This window comes from Streptomyces sp. IBSNAI002 (assembly GCF_052244475.1).
Taxonomy (GTDB): Bacteria; Actinomycetota; Actinomycetes; order Streptomycetales; family Streptomycetaceae; genus Streptomyces.
On the sequence record NZ_JBQPXG010000002.1, the window covers coordinates 5,641,262 to 5,658,172 of the forward strand.

The 16,911-nt window shown below is 72.5% G+C and carries 18 protein-coding genes and 1 tRNA gene; 11 read left to right on the plus strand and 8 right to left on the minus strand.

The window, feature by feature from the left end:
* The first annotated feature begins 84 nt into the window (after positions 1-84).
* Positions 85-158, plus strand: a tRNA-Met gene (locus tag ACTVZO_RS27330).
* Between the two features lie 120 nt (positions 159-278).
* Here ACTVZO_RS27330 and ACTVZO_RS27335 read toward each other — a convergent pair.
* Complete coding sequence (locus ACTVZO_RS27335) at positions 279-695, minus strand: Fur family transcriptional regulator (protein ID WP_384226078.1); 417 nt, start codon at positions 693-695, stop codon at positions 279-281.
* Between the two features lie 130 nt (positions 696-825).
* Between ACTVZO_RS27335 and ACTVZO_RS27340 the strand changes: the two genes are divergently transcribed.
* Positions 826-2,295, plus strand: a complete 1,470-nt coding sequence (locus tag ACTVZO_RS27340) for a catalase (protein ID WP_443300876.1) — start codon at positions 826-828, stop codon at positions 2,293-2,295.
* Positions 2,296-2,358: 63 nt separating this feature from the next.
* Here the strand turns inward: ACTVZO_RS27340 and ACTVZO_RS27345 are convergent, their stop codons facing one another.
* The gene (locus tag ACTVZO_RS27345; RefSeq protein WP_362295981.1) at positions 2,359-2,751 is read right to left on the minus strand and encodes a CBS domain-containing protein; all 393 of its coding nucleotides are present in this window, start codon (positions 2,749-2,751) and stop codon (positions 2,359-2,361) included.
* A gap of 193 nt (positions 2,752-2,944) precedes the next feature.
* The gene (hisN, locus tag ACTVZO_RS27350) at positions 2,945-3,748 is read right to left on the minus strand and encodes a histidinol-phosphatase (protein ID WP_443300877.1); all 804 of its coding nucleotides are present in this window, start codon (positions 3,746-3,748) and stop codon (positions 2,945-2,947) included.
* Positions 3,749-3,861: 113 nt separating this feature from the next.
* Between hisN and ACTVZO_RS27355 the strand changes: the two genes are divergently transcribed.
* The gene (locus ACTVZO_RS27355) at positions 3,862-4,401 is read left to right on the plus strand and encodes a TetR/AcrR family transcriptional regulator (RefSeq protein ID WP_443300878.1); all 540 of its coding nucleotides are present in this window, start codon (positions 3,862-3,864) and stop codon (positions 4,399-4,401) included.
* Here the strand turns inward: ACTVZO_RS27355 and ACTVZO_RS27360 are convergent.
* The 4 genes from ACTVZO_RS27360 to ACTVZO_RS27375 all read right to left on the minus strand — a co-directional run bounded on the left by ACTVZO_RS27360 (position 4,367) and on the right by ACTVZO_RS27375 (position 7,933).
* Positions 4,367-4,690: a DMT family transporter gene (locus ACTVZO_RS27360; RefSeq protein WP_069921864.1), complete on the minus strand. Its 324-nt coding sequence runs from the start codon at positions 4,688-4,690 to the stop codon at positions 4,367-4,369. The two genes, ACTVZO_RS27355 and ACTVZO_RS27360, sit on opposite strands and share 35 nt — an antisense overlap.
* Positions 4,691-4,781: 91 nt before the next feature.
* Positions 4,782-5,792, minus strand: coding sequence for a ribosome small subunit-dependent GTPase A (gene rsgA, locus ACTVZO_RS27365; RefSeq protein WP_443300879.1), 1,011 nt, complete (start codon positions 5,790-5,792; stop codon positions 4,782-4,784).
* Positions 5,793-5,801: 9 nt separating this feature from the next.
* Positions 5,802-7,166: a 3-phosphoshikimate 1-carboxyvinyltransferase gene (gene aroA, locus ACTVZO_RS27370; protein ID WP_443300880.1), complete on the minus strand. Its 1,365-nt coding sequence runs from the start codon at positions 7,164-7,166 to the stop codon at positions 5,802-5,804.
* A 53-nt stretch (positions 7,167-7,219) separates the two neighbouring features.
* Positions 7,220-7,933 (minus strand): M50 family metallopeptidase, encoded by a 714-nt coding sequence (locus ACTVZO_RS27375; RefSeq protein WP_443300881.1) that lies wholly within the window; start codon positions 7,931-7,933, stop codon positions 7,220-7,222.
* 53 nt (positions 7,934-7,986) lie between these two features.
* On the opposite strand from ACTVZO_RS27375, the gene ACTVZO_RS27380 reads away from it, so the two are divergent.
* From ACTVZO_RS27380 to def, 8 genes are all read left to right on the plus strand, one after another.
* Complete coding sequence (locus ACTVZO_RS27380) at positions 7,987-8,805, plus strand: SOS response-associated peptidase (RefSeq protein WP_443300882.1); 819 nt, start codon at positions 7,987-7,989, stop codon at positions 8,803-8,805.
* 19 nt (positions 8,806-8,824) lie between these two features.
* Positions 8,825-9,466, plus strand: coding sequence for an alpha/beta hydrolase family protein (locus ACTVZO_RS27385; protein WP_443300883.1), 642 nt, complete (start codon positions 8,825-8,827; stop codon positions 9,464-9,466).
* A 323-nt stretch (positions 9,467-9,789) separates the two neighbouring features.
* A complete protein-coding gene (locus ACTVZO_RS27390; RefSeq protein ID WP_030709911.1) occupies positions 9,790-10,434 on the plus strand; it encodes a sigma-70 family RNA polymerase sigma factor in 645 nt (214 codons plus the stop codon).
* A complete protein-coding gene (gene rsrA / locus ACTVZO_RS27395; protein WP_443300884.1) occupies positions 10,431-10,748 on the plus strand; it encodes a mycothiol system anti-sigma-R factor in 318 nt (105 codons plus the stop codon). Before ACTVZO_RS27390 ends, rsrA begins: the two co-directional genes overlap by 4 nt.
* Before the next feature lie 183 nt (positions 10,749-10,931).
* A complete protein-coding gene (locus ACTVZO_RS27400) occupies positions 10,932-12,461 on the plus strand; it encodes an HD-GYP domain-containing protein (RefSeq protein WP_443300885.1) in 1,530 nt (509 codons plus the stop codon).
* The gene (locus tag ACTVZO_RS27405; protein ID WP_443300886.1) at positions 12,458-13,732 is read left to right on the plus strand and encodes an HD-GYP domain-containing protein; all 1,275 of its coding nucleotides are present in this window, start codon (positions 12,458-12,460) and stop codon (positions 13,730-13,732) included. The genes ACTVZO_RS27400 and ACTVZO_RS27405 overlap by 4 nt, the downstream gene beginning before the upstream one ends.
* 105 nt (positions 13,733-13,837) lie before the next feature.
* On the plus strand, positions 13,838-14,839 hold the full coding sequence (locus ACTVZO_RS27410; RefSeq protein ID WP_069921873.1) for a tetratricopeptide repeat protein: 1,002 nt from the start codon (positions 13,838-13,840) through the stop codon (positions 14,837-14,839).
* Between the two features lie 58 nt (positions 14,840-14,897).
* Positions 14,898-15,542: a peptide deformylase gene (gene def / locus ACTVZO_RS27415; RefSeq protein WP_443300887.1), complete on the plus strand. Its 645-nt coding sequence runs from the start codon at positions 14,898-14,900 to the stop codon at positions 15,540-15,542.
* Positions 15,543-15,881: 339 nt separating this feature from the next.
* On the opposite strand, the gene ACTVZO_RS27420 is transcribed toward def, so the two are convergent.
* Complete coding sequence (locus ACTVZO_RS27420) at positions 15,882-16,853, minus strand: helix-turn-helix domain-containing protein (RefSeq protein WP_443300888.1); 972 nt, start codon at positions 16,851-16,853, stop codon at positions 15,882-15,884.
* Positions 16,854-16,911 lie beyond the last annotated feature (58 nt).

Genomic DNA, 16,911 nt, shown 5'->3' on the forward strand with positions numbered 1-16,911 from the left:
GGGGCCGCCGGGACGGCGCCCCGGCAGGGTCGGTTAACCGATTTGCATCTGTCGTGTTGCCTCACGTAAAGTCGTGTTTACCGACGCGGGGTGGAGCAGCTCGGTAGCTCGCTGGGCTCATAACCCAGAGGTCGCAGGTTCAAATCCTGTCCCCGCTACTGAAGGCTCAGGGCCCGGATCCAATGGATCCGGGCCCTGAGTCGTTTTCACACGTGAAGCGGTGAGCAGCAAGGAGGGCCCGGATCCCCTGGGGATCCGGGCCCTCCTGGTGTCCGGGGTCAGGCCGCGGCGCAGTTCGGGCACACCCCGCGGTACGTCACCTCGACCGCCGACACCACGAATCCGAAGCGCTCGGTGTCGGGCAGGTCGGCCAGCGGGTTGCCCGCCGGGTGGACGTCGCGGATCGCGCCGCACTGGGCGCACACCAGGTGCTGGTGGGGTCGGTGGGCGTTCGGGTCGTACCGCTTGGCGCGGCGGTCCGTGGCGACCTCCAGCACCTCGCCGAGGCTCACGAGCTCGCCGAGCGTGTTGTAGACCGTCGCCCGGGAGATCTCCGGCAGTTTCGCCACGGCGCGCGCGTGCACCTCGTCGGCCGTCAGGTGAACGTGGTCACCGTCGAGCACCTCGGCCACGACGCGCCGCTGTGCGGTCATGCGCCATCCGCGTCCGCGAAGTCGTTCCAGCAGGTCACTCATGGACGCCAGCCTAACAGTGAGGGGATTCGGTGTAACTCCCGAACCAGTGCGGACTTGGATGCTTACTTGACTTAGACATTGTCCATTGTAGGATCGAGTACGGCAAGCATCGAGGACAGGACACGCAGGAATGACGCAGGAGGCGCACGTGACGCAGGGACCGCTCACCACGGAGGCCGGGGCTCCGGTCGCCGACAACCAGAACAGCGAGACCGCAGGCGTCGGCGGCCCCGTGCTCGTCCAGGACCAGCTGCTGCTCGAGAAGCTCGCGCACTTCAACCGCGAGCGCATCCCGGAGCGGGTGGTGCACGCCCGCGGCGCCGGCGCGTACGGCACCTTCACGCTGACCCGCGACGTCTCGCAGTGGACCCGCGCGGCGTTCCTCTCCGAGGTCGGCAAGGAGACCGAGACCTTCCTGCGCTTCTCCACCGTCGCGGGCAACCTCGGCAGTGCCGACGCCGTGCGCGACCCCCGCGGCTGGGCGCTGAAGTTCTACACCGAAGAGGGCAACTACGACCTCGTCGGCAACAACACCCCGGTGTTCTTCATCAAGGACGCGATCAAGTTCCCGGACTTCATCCACACCCAGAAGCGCGACCCGTACACGGGCTCGCAGGAGGCGGACAACGTCTGGGACTTCTGGGGGCTGTCGCCCGAGTCCACGCACCAGGTGACCTGGCTGTTCGGCGACCGCGGCATCCCGGCGTCCTACCGCCACATGAACGGCTACGGCTCGCACACGTTCCAGTGGAACAACGAGGCCGGCGAGGTCTTCTGGGTCAAGTACCACTTCAAGACCGACCAGGGCATCGAGAACCTCACCCAGGCCGAGGCCAACCGGCTCGCCGGCGAGGACCCGGACTCGCACCAGCGCGACCTGCGCGAGGCCATCGAGCGCGGCGACTTCCCGACCTGGACCGTGCAGGTCCAGATCATGCCGGCGGCCGACGCGGCGACGTACCGCTTCAACCCGTTCGACCTCACCAAGGTGTGGCCGCACGAGGACTACCCGCCGGTCGAGATCGGCAGGCTGGAGCTCAACCGCAATCCGGAGAACGTCTTCGCCGAGGTCGAGCAGAGCATCTTCAGCCCCGCCCACTTCGTCCCCGGCATCGGTCCCTCCCCGGACAAGATGCTCCAGGGCCGCCTCTTCGGCTACGGCGACGCGCACCGCTACCGCGTCGGCATCAACGCCGATCACCTGCCGGTGAACCGCCCGCACGCCACCGAGGCGCGCACCAACTCCCGCGACGGTCACCTGTACGACGGCCGCCACAAGGGTGCGAAGAACTACGAGCCGAACAGCTTCGGCGGCCCGCACCAGACGGACCGCCCGCTGTGGCAGCCGGTCGCGGTGACCGGCGGCACGGGCGGCCACCCGGCGGCCGTGCACAGCGAGGACGACGACTTCGTCCAGGCGGGGAACCTCTACCGCCTGTACTCGGAGGACGAGAAGTCCCGTCTGATCGAGAACCTGGCGGGCTTCATCGCCAAGGTCTCCCGTGACGACATCGTCGAGCGCGCGATCGGCAACTTCCGCCGGGCGGACGGCGACTTCGGCAAGCGGCTCGACGCCGCGGTCCAGGCCCTCCGCGGCTGACGCGGACCGCTTGCCGTAGCAGGGCGACGGGCCGGAACCCACGGGTTCCGGCCCGTCGCCGCGTCATGCCGCGACGGTGCGCCGCGCCGGCACCCAGCAGCGGATGACGTCGCGCACGGAGACGATGCCCACCGGGCCGCCGTGCTCCAGGACGATCAGATGCCGGAATCCGCCGTGGGCCATGGCCTCGGCGGCTTCCTGCAGCGTGGCTTCCGGGGTGCAGAACACCACGTTGTTGGTGGTGTGCGCCCCCACGGTCTCGCGGTCGGGATCGTGGCCCGCGCCGATCGAGTTGAGGATGTCGCGCTCGGTCAGGATGCCGATTCCGCTGTGGTCGGGATCGAGTACGACGGCTGCGCCGACGCGCCGCCCCGACATCAGGCAGGCCGCCTGGCGCAGGGTGTGCGCGGGTCCGAGGGTGAGGATCACGGTGCTCATTGCGTCACGGACGAGCATGAAGAGAGCCACCTCCTGGGTGAGTCCCTCCGCTTGGGTGTGGTGCGCCCGCAGGATCCTAGAGAAAGGATTCACAAGCGCACAAGCGGAGGATTCTCAGATTCCCACGGACACGCACCGTCAACAAGGGGGCACGCAAAGGGACATGCGGCGAGGCGCGCGACAGGACATGCGAGGCGCGCCCGGGGCGCGCTCAGCCGCGCGGGCGCAGCAGCTCCAGCATCTCCTCGTGGAGCAGCCCGTTCGAGGCCGCCGCGTTCCCGCCGTGCACCCCGTCCACCCCGTCCAGGCTGGTGAACCGGCCGCCCGCCTCCTGGACCACGACCGCGATGGCCGCCATGTCCCACAGGTTCAGCTCCGGCTCGGCGCACAGGTCCAGCGAGCCCTCCGCAACCATCATGTACGGCCAGAAGTCCCCGTAGCCGCGGGTGCGCCAGCAGGCGCGGGTCAGGTCCAGGAAGCCGGCCAGGCGCCCCTGCTCCTCCCAGCCGCTCAGCGAGGAGTACGCGAACGAGGCGTCGCCCAGCGAGCCCACCTTCGAGACGCCGACCGGCGCGGTCTCGCCGAGCGCGCCGCCCGCGAAGGCGCCGCCGCCGCGCACCGCCCACCAGCGCCGGCCCAGCGCGGGCGCCGACACCACGCCCACCACGGGCCGGAAGACACCGTCCTCGCCCTCGGCCATCAGGGAGATCAGGGTCGCCCAGACCGGGACCCCGCGCACGTAGTTCTTCGTACCGTCGATCGGGTCCACGACCCAGCGCCGCGGGCCGTCGCCCTTGAGTCCGTACTCCTCGCCGAGGATCGCGTCCCCGGGGCGCGCGGCCTCGATGCCGGCCCGGATGATCTCCTCGGCCGCCCGGTCCGCCTCGCTCACCGGGGTCATGTCCGGCTTCGTCTCGACCTGGAGGTCGAGGGCACGGAAACGCTCCATCGTCGCGGCGTCCGCCGCGTCGGCGAGTTCGAGGGCAAGGCGCAGGTCATCGTCATACTCGGACATGGCCGAACAGTATCGCGGCCGGTGGCGCGGCAGGGACGCGCCCTTGACAGGATCTGTCGACCCGTCAACTCTGGCCGGGGAGCCCAGCGGGAACGGCCCAGTGGGAGGCGACGATGCCGGCAGCCCGGGAGACCTTGCTGGAGGCGGCGGGAGCGGCGCTCTCGGCACGCCCCTGGCCGGCCGTGCGGATGGTCGACGTGGCGGCAGCGGCCGGGGTGTCCCGGCAGACCCTGTACAACGAGTTCGGTGGCAAGGGGGGCCTGGGCCGCGCCCTGATCCGGCGCGAGGGCGAGTGGTACCTCGACGGGGTCGAGCGGGCCCTGTCCACCCCCGCCCCGACCTCCCAGCGGCTCGCCGCGGTCGCGGAGTGGACCGTACGGGCGGCCCGCGCCCATCCCCTCGTACGGGCCCTGCTCACCGGGTTCTGGGAGCCCGGTCTGCCCGCCGCGGGCCGCACGCCCGGGCCCGGCGAGCTGGCCCGGGCCGTCCGGGACCGGGCGGCCGCCGCGCTCGTGCCCGCCCAGGACGTGCAGAGGTGCGAGCTCGCCGTGCGGCTCGCGCTGTCCTACGTGGTGGCCCCGGGGGAGGAGCCGGGGGCGGGGGAGCTGCTGCGGCTGCTCAGTGCGCAGAACCGGACAGCTGGAGCCCGATGACCCCGAGGATCACCAGTGAGATCGAGACGAGCTTGAGGGTGGAGACCAGGTCGCCCAGGAAGACCATGCCGTAGATCGCCGTCCCGGCGGCGCCGATCCCGGTCCACACCGCGTACGCCGGACCCACGTCCAGCTTCTTCAGGGCCAGGGTGAGCAGGCCGAAGCTGCCGAGGGCGAAGCAGGCGAAGGCGACGGTCGGCCACAGCCGGGTGAAGCCGTGGGACAGCTTCAGGCAGACGGCGAAGCCGGTTTCCAGGATTCCCGCAACCACGACGAGCAGCCACGCCATGTCGAATGCCTCCCCGCGTCACGTGAGTTCTCGCCACTTGGTGCGATTATGCATTTATCCAGACACGATCTTCGGCAAACCCGACGACGCGTCAGTCTCCCTCGCGGCGCTCCCGCGTCTCCAGCAGCCGCCGCAGCGAATACAGCCGCGCCGGGTCCGCGTGACCGTCCTCCACCCACTTGTCGAGCGCGCAGTCCGGTTCGTCGTGGCTGCACGCGCGCGGGCACTCCTCGGTGCCCCGCACCAGGTCCGGGAAGGCCAGGATCACCCGGGACGGATCCACGTGGTGCAGGCCGAAGGAGCGCACGCCCGGGGTGTCGATGACCCAGCCGTCGCCGCCCGGCAGCGGCAGCGCGAGCGCCGAGGTGGTGGTGTGCCGGCCGCGTCCGGTGACCGCGTTGACGTGCCCGGTGGCGCGCTTGCGGTCCTCGGCGACCAGCGAGTTGACCAGGGTGGTCTTGCCGACGCCCGAATGGCCGACGAACGCCGTGATCCGGCCGTGGAGCCGCTCGCGGACCCGGTCGGCCGCGTCCCCCGTCGCGAGTTCCTCGCGGTTGGTCACCACGTAGTTCACGCCGAGCGTCGAGTAGATCTCCAGGATCTTGTCGGCGGAGGTCAGGTCGGACTTGGTGAGCACCAGCAGCGGTTCCAGACCGGCGTCGTACGCCGCCACCAGGCAGCGGTCGATCATCCTGGGCCGCGGCTCCGGGTCGGCCAGGGCCGTCACGATCGCCAGCTGGTCGGCATTGGCGACGACCACCCGCTCGAACGGGTCGTCGTCGTCGGCGGTGCGCCGCAGGACGGACTTGCGCTCCTCGATCCGCACGATCCGGGCGAGGGTGTCCTTCTTGCCGGACAGGTCACCGACGATCCAGACCCGGTCCCCGACCACCGCCGCCTTGCGGCCCAGCTCCCGGGACTTCATCGCGTGCACCGTGCGGTCCCCGACCAGGCAGGTGAGCCGGCCGCGGTCGACGGTCAGGACGAAGCCCTCCGAGGCGTCCTCGTGCTTGGGCCGGATGTTCGTCCGCGGCCGGTTGCCCTTGGGGTTGGGCCGCTGGCGGATGTCGTCCTCATCGGTGTGCTTGCCGTACCTGCGCATGACGCGGCCCTACGCTCCCGCTCCCGACGCGGAATCCCCTGAGAGCATGTCCGCCCACATCTTCGGGAAGTCCGGCAGGGTCTTCGCGGTCGTCGCCACGTTCTCGATCATCACGCCCTCCACCGCCAGGCCGATCACCGCGCCCGCGGTGGCCATCCGGTGGTCGTCGTACGTGTGGAAGGTGCCGCCGTGCAGCGGGCGCGGCCGGATGCGCAGGCCGTCCGCCGTCTCGGTGACGTCGCCGCCGAGCGCGTTGATCTCCTTGGTCAGCGCGGCCAGCCGGTCCGTCTCGTGCAGGCGAAGGTGCTGCACCCCGCGCAGGACCGACTCCGAGTCGGCCAGCGCCGCCACCGCCGCGATCCCGGGGGTGAGCTCGCCGACCTCGCCCAGGTCCACGTCGATGCCGTGGATCTTGCCGGTGCCGGTGAAGACCAGGCCCGCGTCGGTCAGCTCGCAGGAGCCGCCCATCTCCGTGAAGATCCGGCGCAGCGCGTCACCGGGCTGCGTGGTGCGGCGCGGCCAGTCCGGAACGGTGACCGTGCCGCCGGTGATCAGCGCCGCGGCCAGGAAGGGCTGGGCGTTGGACAGGTCGGGCTCGACCACCAGGTCGCGGCCGAGCACCGCGCCGGGGGCCACCCGCCACACGTTCTTCTCGCCGCCCGCCTCGGGGGTGTCGACCTGGGCGCCCGCCGCGCGCAGCATCTCCACCGTCATCCGGATGTGCGGCATCGACGGCAGGTTGGTGCCCACGTGCCGCACCTCGACGCCCTGGTTGAAACGCGGGGCGGAGAGCAGCAGCGCGGAGACGAACTGAGAGGAGTTGGTGGCGTCGATCTCCACGACGCCGCCCTCCAGGGCCCCGCCGCCCTGCACGGTCAGCGGCAGCGCGCCCCGGCCGTCGTCGTCGATGCGGGCGCCGAGGGTGCGCAGGGCGTCGATGACCTGGCCCAGCGGACGCTCGTAGGAGCGCGGGTCGCCGTCGAAGCGGATGTCGCCGTCGGCGAGGGTCGCGACGGGCGGCAGGAAGCGCATGACCGTGCCCGCGTTGCCGACGTCCACGGTGGCCGGACCGTGCAGGGCTGCCGGGATGACCCGCCACGCCTCGCCGCCCACCGCACCGTTGGCGGACCCGGCGGAACTGGAGGAGACGGTCTCCTCGATGCCCACGCCCATCGCGCGCAGGGCGTCCGCCATCAGCTGGGAGTCGCGCGAGCGCAGCGGCCAGCGCACCCAGCCCGGCTCGGCGGCGAGCGCGGCGAGCACGAGGGCGCGGTTGGTGACCGACTTGGAACCCGGCACGGTGACGGTGGCGCGGACGGCTGCGTCGGCGGTCGGGGCGGGCCAGAGGGCGGGGAGCGCGGGGGTCTCGGTCATGGCCCCCACTTTAGTGGCTCCGCCCGGCCCCGGATCTTGATCGCTGGGCCGTCTCAGAGGTCGAGAAGCCAGCGGCCGCCGCCCACCAGGGAGCACAGCGCGACGACGTGGAACAGGAGCAGCCACACCACCGGGTGTACGTGGGTGAGCCGCCCGAGCTGGTCGGCGTCCGAATCGGGCGCTCCGCCGTGCCGGCGCTTGGCGCCGAGCTCGAAGACCGGCCGGACGCCGCCGAGCAGGAGGAACCACACCACCGCGTACGCGAACACGGCCTGCACCTCGGCGGGGGCCAGCCAGGACACCAGCAGGAAGGTCCCGCCGGTCACCACGACCGTCAGCGCCCCGTAGGCGTTGCGGATCATCACCAGCATCGCCACCAGCAGGGCGGTGGCCACCCACAGCAGCAGCGTGATCCGGTGCGCGGACAGCAGGGCCGCCCCGCCGAGCCCCAGCAGAGAGGGCGCGGTGTACCCGGCGGCGGCGGTCAGGATCATGCCCAGCCCGGTCGGCTTGCCCCGGCTGACGGTGACCCCGCTGGTGTCGGAGTGCAGCCGTATCCCGTCCAGCCGCCGCCCGGTCAGCAGCGCCAGCAGGCCGTGGCCGCCCTCGTGCGCGATGGTGACCGCGTTGCGCGACAGCCGCCACAGCGGGCGCGGGCCCACGGCGGCCAGGGCGACCAGGCCGGTCGCGATCACCAGCCACAGGTCGGGCGCGGTCTGTATGCCCGTGAGCCGGTCCCACAGGCCGGCCGTGCTGCTGCTGTCCATGAAGTGGCGGACTCCTTGCGGTGGGGTGCTGGTGCCATGGCAGTGTGGCAGGCATGTGCGGACGGTTTGCAGCGAGTCGTAGGCCCGAGGACCTGGTGGAGGCCTTCGGCATCGAGAAATGGGAGCCGGAGGAGACCCTGGCCCCCGACTTCAACGTGGCACCCACGAAGCAGGTCCACGTCGTCCTCGACCGTCCCCTGAAAGACGCGTCCGACCCCCGTCCGGTTCGCCAGCTGCGCACGCTGAAATGGGGTCTCGTGCCCTCCTGGGCCCAGAACCCCGACGGCGCCGCCCGGATGATCAACGCCCGCTCGGAGACCCTCGCCGAGAAGCCCTCCTTCCGCCGCCCCTTCGCGCAGCGCCGCTGCATCGTCCCCGCCGACGGCTACTACGAGTGGGTCACCGCCCACGACGAACGGCAGCTGGAGGTGGAGGGGAAGAAGAAGCGGGCCCGCAAGCAGCCCTACTTCGTGCTCCCCGCCGACGGCTCCGTCTTCGCCATGGCCGGCATATACGAGTTCTGGCGCGACCGGACCCTGCCCGACGAGCACCCCCTCGCCTGGTGGGTCACCTGCTCGGTGATCACCGCCGAGGCCGAGACCGGGCCGCTGGGGCAGGCACCCGCCGAGGGGCCGCGCTCGCTGTCCGACATCCACCCCCGGATGCCGCTCATGCTGCCCCCCGACCGCTGGGACGCCTGGCTGGACCCCGCGGACACCGACACCGAGGGCTCGCTGCGCGAGCTCCTGGCCCCGCCGCCGGGCGGCCTGATGCGGGCCTACCCGGTGTCCACCGCCGTCAGCAACGTGCGCAACAACGCGCCGGAGCTGCTGGCGGAACTGGCCGCGCCGGAGGAGGGCACCCTCTTCTGACCCGGGCAGGATGGGGCGCATGAGCACCCGTACCCAGAGCGTCGACACCCCGGCGGGCGAGGCCCGCATCACCTGGCACACCGCCCGCGGAGCCAGGCTCGTGCTCGCCGTGAGCCACGGGGCCGGCGGCGGGATCGAGGCCCGGGACCTCCAGGCGCTGGCCGCCGCCCTGCCGGCGCACCGGATCACCGTGGCGCTGGTCGAACAGCCCTGGCGGGTCGCCGGGAAGAAGGTCGCCGCAGCGCCCAAGGTGCTCGACGAGGGATGGCGCGGGCTGTGGCCGGCCCTCGCGAAACCCGGACCGCCCGTGGTCGCCGGCGGCCGCAGCGCCGGGGCCCGGGTGGCCTGCCGCACCGCGGCGGAGCTCGGCGCGGCCGGGGCGCTGGCGCTGGCGTTCCCGCTGCACCCGCCCGGCCGGCCCGAGAAGTCCCGGGCCGAGGAGCTGCTGGGCGCCGGACGGCCCGCGCTGGTGGTCCAGGGCGGCCGCGACCCCTTCGGGCGGCCGGAGGAGTTCCCGCAGGGCGGCACGTACACGCTGGTGGAGGTTCCGCACGGGGACCACGGCTTCGCCGTGCCCAAGAAGGCGGACGTCACCCAGGAGGCGGCCCTCGCCCTGATCACCGCGTCGGTGGCCGAATGGCTCACCGCGCTCGAGGTCTGATCCGGATCCGGCGGACCGGGGAGTGATCCCGCTCACCCTCCCGCATCCGCCCTGCGACGGGGCCGAAAGCCGCGCCCGGCCCGGGGAATGCGGGGCCCGCAGCGTCTGTTGTGGCGGATGTCGGTACGTACGGGAACTTGTCGGAGGAGAGGGAGCGCATGACCCAGGTCATCAGTCAGAACCGTCGGCAGGCCGCTGACCTGGACTGGACGGTTCTCCCCGGCCCCAAGCGCAGCACGCTTCGGGCGGCGGGGGGCCGGGATGGTCGACTATTCTCCGATTCGAGCGGCTCCGCTCTCGAAGCCGCCACGCAGTCGGAGGAGGTGGGTCCTGTCGCTGGGACCGACGAAGGCCACGCGGAGGAGACGACCCCGGAGCGCAACGCGCGCTTCGAGCGGGACGCCCTCGGCTACCTCGACCAGATGTACTCGGCCGCACTGCGCATGACGCGCAATCCGGCCGACGCCGAGGACCTGGTCCAGGAGACGTACGCGAAGGCATACGCGTCGTTCCACCAGTTCCGCGAGGGCACCAACCTCAAGGCGTGGCTGTACCGCATTCTGACCAACACCTTCATCAACTCCTACCGCAAGAAGCAGCGCGAACCCCAGCGCAGCGCCGCGGAGGAGATCGAGGACTGGCAGCTCGCGCGCGCCGAATCGCACATGTCGACCGGGCTGCGCTCCGCCGAGTCGCAGGCGCTCGACCACCTGCCCGATTCGGATGTGAAGGAAGCGCTCCAGGCCATTCCGGAGGAGTTCCGCATCGCGGTCTACCTTGCCGACGTAGAGGGCTTTGCGTACAAGGAGATCGCCGACATCATGGGTACACCCATCGGTACGGTCATGTCGCGACTGCACCGTGGCCGCCGTCAACTCCGCGGAATGCTGGAGGACTATGCCCGTGAGCGCGGGCTGGTCCCCGCGGGCGCGGGAGAGTCGAACGACCGGAAAGGCTCGGGCTCATGATTTGCGGAGAGCCGCACGAGACGGAGTGTTCTGAGGTCCTGGACCACCTTTACGAGTTCCTCGACCGGGAGATGCCCGACAGCGACTGCACGAAGTTCGAGACGCACTTCGGCGAGTGCAGCCCCTGTCTGGAGAAGTACGGCCTGGAACAGGCCGTGAAGAAGCTGGTGAAGCGCTGCTGCGGGTCGGACGACGTGCCGACCGACCTGCGGTCCAAGGTGATGGGACGGATCGAACTGATCCGGTCGGGACAGGCCGTGCCCGAACACGACGTCACCGCCGACATCGCCGCGGACAACCCCGCCACCGGCTGACCGTGTGAACAACCGCCCCCGGAAGAGCACTTCGTTCACCCGAAGGTGCTAATCCGGGGGCGTCCGTATGGCGCAATGCGGAATTCTGGCCCGGTTCTCGAGGGGCCCCACTTATTCTCCCCATTCGGTGCTGGTTTGATTCGGTACCTGGATTGCCGGCTCGGCACGGGGGAGGAGAGCGCCATGCGGGTACTTCCGCCGGTGGCGCGCGCGTACATCCTGTGCGCCGTCCTCGCGGCCCTGGCGTGCACCGCGCCCGCCGTCGCCGATCCCGCGACCCCCTGGGCCGCCGTCGCCCTGCTCGCGGTGCTCTACCTCGGCTGCGAGCTCGTGAGGATCTGCCCGCTGCTGGGCAGCCGGGTGCCCGAGGGCATCGGCTCCTTCTTCCCGGTGGTGCTCGCCGCCGTCCTGCTGCTGCCGCCCCCCGCCGCCGCCCTGGTGGCGCTGCCCGGCGGTCTCGCGGGGACCGTGGTCCAGCGGCCCGCCCGGGTGCGCAGGGTCTGGCACGGGGCCCAGCAGGCGCTGGCCGCGTGGACCGCAGGGCAAACGTTCCGGCTGCTGCGCGGCCCGGCGGCCCTGGGCTCCTCGGCCGAGTCCGGGCTGCCGGGCACGGGCGCGGCCGCCGCCGGCCCGTCCGTCTGGGTCGCCGACTTCCCGTACGTGCTGCTGCCCGCGGCGGCCGCGGCCGTCGTCTTCTGCCTGGTGCTCACCGCTCTCGACGGGGGCATCCTCGCCGCCGCGGAGCGCCGCCCGGCCGCCACCGCCTGGCAGGGACTGCTCACCATCTCCCTCGCCCCGCACTGCGTGCACGGCCTCGCCGGGCTGATGATGGCCGTCATGTGGCGCAGCCCGTACGGCCTCCCGGCCGCGCTCCTGGTCCTGCTGCCGATGTACATCTCCTGCTGGGTCTTCGCCCAGTACCACCGCGAACGCGCCGCCCACCAGGCCACCATCCGCGCCCTCGTCCAGGCCGTCGACATCAAGGACCGCTACACGCGCGGCCACAGCGAACGCGTCGGCCAGGCCTCCGCGATGATCGCGCGCGAGCTCGGCATGTCCGAGGACCGCCTGGAAACCGTCCGCATCGCCGGGATCCTGCACGACGTGGGCAAGCTCGGCGTCCCGACCCGGCTGCTGCGCAAGGACGGGCCGCTCACCCCGGAGGAGCGCAGGATCATCGAACTGCACCCCGAGTACGGGCACGAGATGGTGCGCGGCATCGGCTTCCTCGGGGAGGCCCGGGCCGCGATCCTGCACCACCACGAGCGGGTCGACGGCTCCGGATACCCGTACGGGCTGACCGGCGACCAGATCCCGGTGCTGGCCCGCGTGGTGGCGGTGGCCGACGCCTTCGACGCGATGACCTCGACCCGCTCGTACAGCCGGGCCCGGCCGGTGCCGGTCGCCCTGGCGGAGCTGGAGCGGTGCGCGGGGGCGCAGTTCGACCCGGCCATGGTGGACGCCCTGACCGGGGCCATCGGCCGGCACGGCTGGCACCCGGTGGTCACCTCCGACGCGGACCTCCAGGTCATCAGCACCTCCGCTCCCGACGGGGCCGGGCCGGGGCTGCCCGACCTCGCGGGCCTGCCGGCCCAGGGCGGCCGCCCGGCCGGGAAGGCCGGGGCCGCCGGGACCGTGCCCGCGGCCGGCGCCCGGTCCGGGGCCGAGGCCGCCGACGCGTCGGCCCGCCGCCGGGCGGAGGGCGGGGCGTGACGGGCACGGGGACGGCCGGGTGGATCGTGCGGGGCGCGGCCGGCGCGCTCACCGCCGTCGCCCTCGGCCACACCCTGTGGAGCGGCCTCGCCGAGCCCGGCGTCACCCTGGCCTTCGGCGTCCTGATCACCGTCGGCGAGCTGGCCCGCCGTGACCAGGGCGGCCGGCCGGGCCCCAGCGACCGCCGCCCCGCGCCCCTGGGCTCCGCGGGAGCCCTCGCCTACGCCCTCCTCGGGCAGAACGCCGGGCAGACCACCCACCACGGGGTCCTCCAGGTCGTCGTCGTGGTCGTCGCGGCCGCCCTCGTCGGGATCGTCCCGCACGTCGCCCGGGGCCACGGGTCCGCCGTGGACCACGTGGCCCGCCGGGTCCTCACCGTGGCCTTCGCCGCCGTCTGTTTCCAGCCGCTCTACAACTCGGGCCGGCTGGAGGAACGGGTCGGCCAGGGCCCGTACCTCGTCCTGTTCCTGCTCTGCCTGCTCGGCCTGACCGCCCTGTGCGACGCCGTGCTCGCCGCCCTGCTCGCCGGGGCCCGCACCGGCTGGCCGTACGGGCCCCTGCTGCGCGACGAGCTGCGCGCCCAGCTCGGCATCGGCTCGGCGATCTGTGCCACCGGTGTGGTGATGGCCCTCGGCGTCGCGGGGGCCGGGCTGTGGGCCCTGCCCGTCTTCAGCGTGCCCCTGCTGCTGACCCAGATGTCCTTCCACCGGATCACCGCGATCCGCACCACCTACCGCCAGACCATCACCTCCCTGGCCCGGGCCACGGAGATCGCCGGCTACACCCCGCCCGGCCACGCCCGCCGGGTCGCCGAGCTGAGCTGCGCCGTCGGCCGGGAGCTGGGGCTGTCGGAGCGGGAGCTCACGGTCCTGGAGTACGCGGCGCTGATGCACGACATCGGGCAGCTCTCCCTCGTCGACCCCGTCCCGGACGGCGCCACCGCGGTCCTGCCCGCCGCCGAGGCCCGCCGGATCGCCGGGCTCGGCGGGGAGGTGGCCCGCCAGACCGGGGTGCCCCCCGAGGTGGCCGTGGTCGTGGAGCGGCAGGCCGAGCCGTACCGGGAGCAGCCCGTCGCCGCGCGCATCGTGCGCGCGGTCAACGCGTACGACGACCTGGTGGGCGGGGACCGTCACCCGAGCGGCTCACTGGCGGCCCTGGAAGAGCTCCGCCTGGGCACCGGGCACGACTACCAGCCGGAGGTCGTGGAGTGTCTGGCGAGGGTTCTGGCCAGGGGCGGACGTGACAGAGTTGTTCCCGTCCCACCTGGGTAACCCATGGGTAATGAGCGGCCGTCCGAGTGGGCATGGTTGGATGCCAGTAAGAGTGCGAGTGAGAGTGTCCGCAAGGCTGCACCGTCGGACCGGCAGGCGGGAATCGTGAGGATCTTCGGGAAGGTACGGCATCGGCCCTCCGCCTCGTGGCGGCAGGCCACCGACCGCGCGTTCACGCTGATCGGGGACGGGCGGTACGAGGACGCGGGTGCGCTCCTGACCAGGGCGGCGGACCTGGAGCCCTGGCTGTCCGAGTCCTGGTTCAATCTGGCCCTGCTGCACAAGTTCCGGCACGACTGGGAACAGGCGCGGGCCGCCGGACTGCGGGCCGTGGCCCTGCTGGACCGCGAGACGGGCGCCCCGGACTGGTGGAACGTCGGCATCGCCGCGACCGCCCTCCAGGACTGGCCGCTGGCCCGCCGGGCCTGGCAGGCGTACGGGCTGAAGGTGCCCGGGGACGGGCACGGCGCGGGCGGGAAGAACAGCGGCGAACCGGTGGGCATGGAGCTCGGCAGCGCCGCCGTGCGGCTGTCGCCCGAGGGCGAGGCCGAGGTCGTCTGGGGCCGCCGGCTGGACCCGGCCCGGATGGAGGTCCTCTCGATCCCGCTGCCCTCCTCGGGGCGGCGCTGGGGCGAGGTGGTGCTCCACGACGGGGTCCCGCACGGCGAGCGGGTCACCGCGGCCGGGCCCTCGTACCCCGTCTTCGACGAGATCGAGCTGTGGGCGCCGTCGCCCGTGCCGACCTGGGTGGTGCTGCTGGAAGCGGCCGGCGAGGCGGACCGCAACGCGCTGGAGCAGCTCGCCTCGGACGCGGGGTTCGCCGCCGAGGACTGGTCCTCGTCGGTACGGCTGCTGTGCCGGACCTGCTCGGAGAGCGAGATGCCGAGCGACGAGGGCGACGGGGAGCACCTGGATCCGCACGACCACAGCGAGCCCGGGCACCCGGGGCCGCTCGGGCACCGTACGGCCGGGTCCGGTGCGCTGTGGGTGCCCGAGCGGGAGTGCGGCATCGCGGCTCCGGCCGGGCTGGTGCGCGGGCTGCTCGACGGCTGGGTCGCCGACAGCCCGGACACCCGGGAGTGGCGGGATCTCGAGGAAGTCTGCTGAGCCGGGGGCCGTAGGCTGTACGGGCACATCGGTGACTTACGGAAGGCGTACGGCGGACATGGCGCAGCAGGAGAACGAGGTTGTCGAGGTCGCGGGCGAGGTGAACGACGGGTACGTCGTGGACACCGAGAACTGTGCGGAGCGCGAGCTCGCCCACCGCGAGCGCGGTACCGCCCGCCCCATCACGGTGGTCGGCAACCCGGTCCTGCACCGGGAGTGCAAGGACGTCACCGAGTTCGGCGACGAGCTGGCGCAGCTGATCGACGACATGTTCGCCAGCCAGCGGGCGGCCGAGGGCGTGGGCCTGGCCGCGAACCAGATCGGCGTGGACGCCAAGGTCTTCGTCTACGACTGCCCGGACGACGACGGCGCGCGGCACACCGGCGTCGTGGTCAACCCGAAGCTCGTCGAGCTGCCGGCCGGCGCCCGCGTGCTGGACGACTCGAACGAGGGCTGCCTGTCCGTCCCGACGGCGTACGCCTCGCTGGCCCGCCCGGACTACGCCGAGGTCGAGGGCCAGGACGCGCAGGGCAACCCGATCAAGGTGCGCGGCACCGGCTACTTCGCGCGCTGCCTCCAGCACGAGACCGACCACCTGTACGGGTACCTGTACATCGACCGGCTCTCGAAGCGCGACCGCAAGGACGCCCTGCGGCAGATGGCGGAGGGCACCCCCCGCTACGAGACGGTCCCCAACGACTGATTCTCTGCGCACACGCGGCAGGGCCCCGCTTCCCGTGAGGGGAGCGGGGCCCTGCCGCGTCGGACTGCTGCTTCCGGCTGCTTCTGCCTGTTTCTGCCTGCCTACTTCTGCGCGAAGCCCCAGCCGCTGTCGGCGGGGGCGGCAGCGGCGGGGGTGCGGGCGGTACGGGACATACGGGCCCTCCTGAGCTGAGCTGGGCTGTGATGAGCGAGCGGTGCGCGGCCGGGCGCGGTGCGGGGGCGACGGGCCGGGCGTCATCACGGTACGCCACCGTCCGACTACGCAAGGGGCTGCTTTGGGCCAAAGGCTGCCGGTTCTCGGCCAAGGTCAGGCCACCGCTCAGGCCACGGCCCGCGGGCCCCGGAACGCGCGCCGGAAGGCGTTCGGGGTGGTGCCGAGCGTCCGCAGGAAGTGGTGGCGCAGGGCGGCCGCGGTCCCGAAGCCGCAGCGGCCCGCGATCGCGTCGACGGTCTCGTCGGTGGTCTCCAGCAGCTCCTGGGCGAGCAGCACCCGCTGGCGCAGCACCCACTGGTAGGGGGTGGTGCCGGTCTCCTGGAGGAAGCGGCGGGCGAAGGTGCGCGGTGACATGTGCGCGCGCTCGGCGAGCTGCTCGACGGTGATCTCGTCGTCCAGGTGCCGGGCCATCCACCCGATCACCTCGCCCACCGTGTCGCACGCCGTGCGCGGGAGCGGCCGCTGGATGAACTGGGCCTGCCCGCCGTCGCGGTGGGGCGGTACGACCATCCGCCGCGCGATGGTGTTGGCCACCTCGGAGCCCTGTTCCTGCCGTACGACGTGCAGGCAGGCGTCGATCCCCGAGGCGGTGCCGGCCGCGGTGATCACCGGGCCCTCGTCCACGTACAGCACGTTGGGGTCGACCAGGGCGTTCGGGAAGCGGCGCCGCAGGGCGGGCGCGTGCATCCAGTGCGTGGTGCAGCGCCGGCCCTCGAGCAGCCCGGCCGCGCCCAGCACGAAGGCGCCGCTGCACACGCTCAGCACCCGCGCGCCCCGGTCCACGGCCCGGTTCAGGAGGGCCAGCAGGGGCTCGGGGTAGTCGCGGGTGGGCGCCGTCCGGTCGGCGGGGAGGCAGATCAGGTCGGCCTCCTCCAGCCGCTCCAGCCCGTGGCGGAGCGTGAGGTCGAACAGGCCGTCGCCGCTGACCACCCGGTCGTCCTCGGCGGCGCACACGGCGAAGTCGTACGTCGGCAGGCCCATCGCGCTGCGGTCGATCCCGAAGGCCTCACAGAAGATGCCCAGCTCGAAGGGGGCGACCCCGTTGACGACCGCCACGGCCACGTTGTTCAAAGGCATGAGACCAGTGTGGCAGTAATTCGCCCCTTCATGACAGTCCTGCCACTGTCCCGGTTTC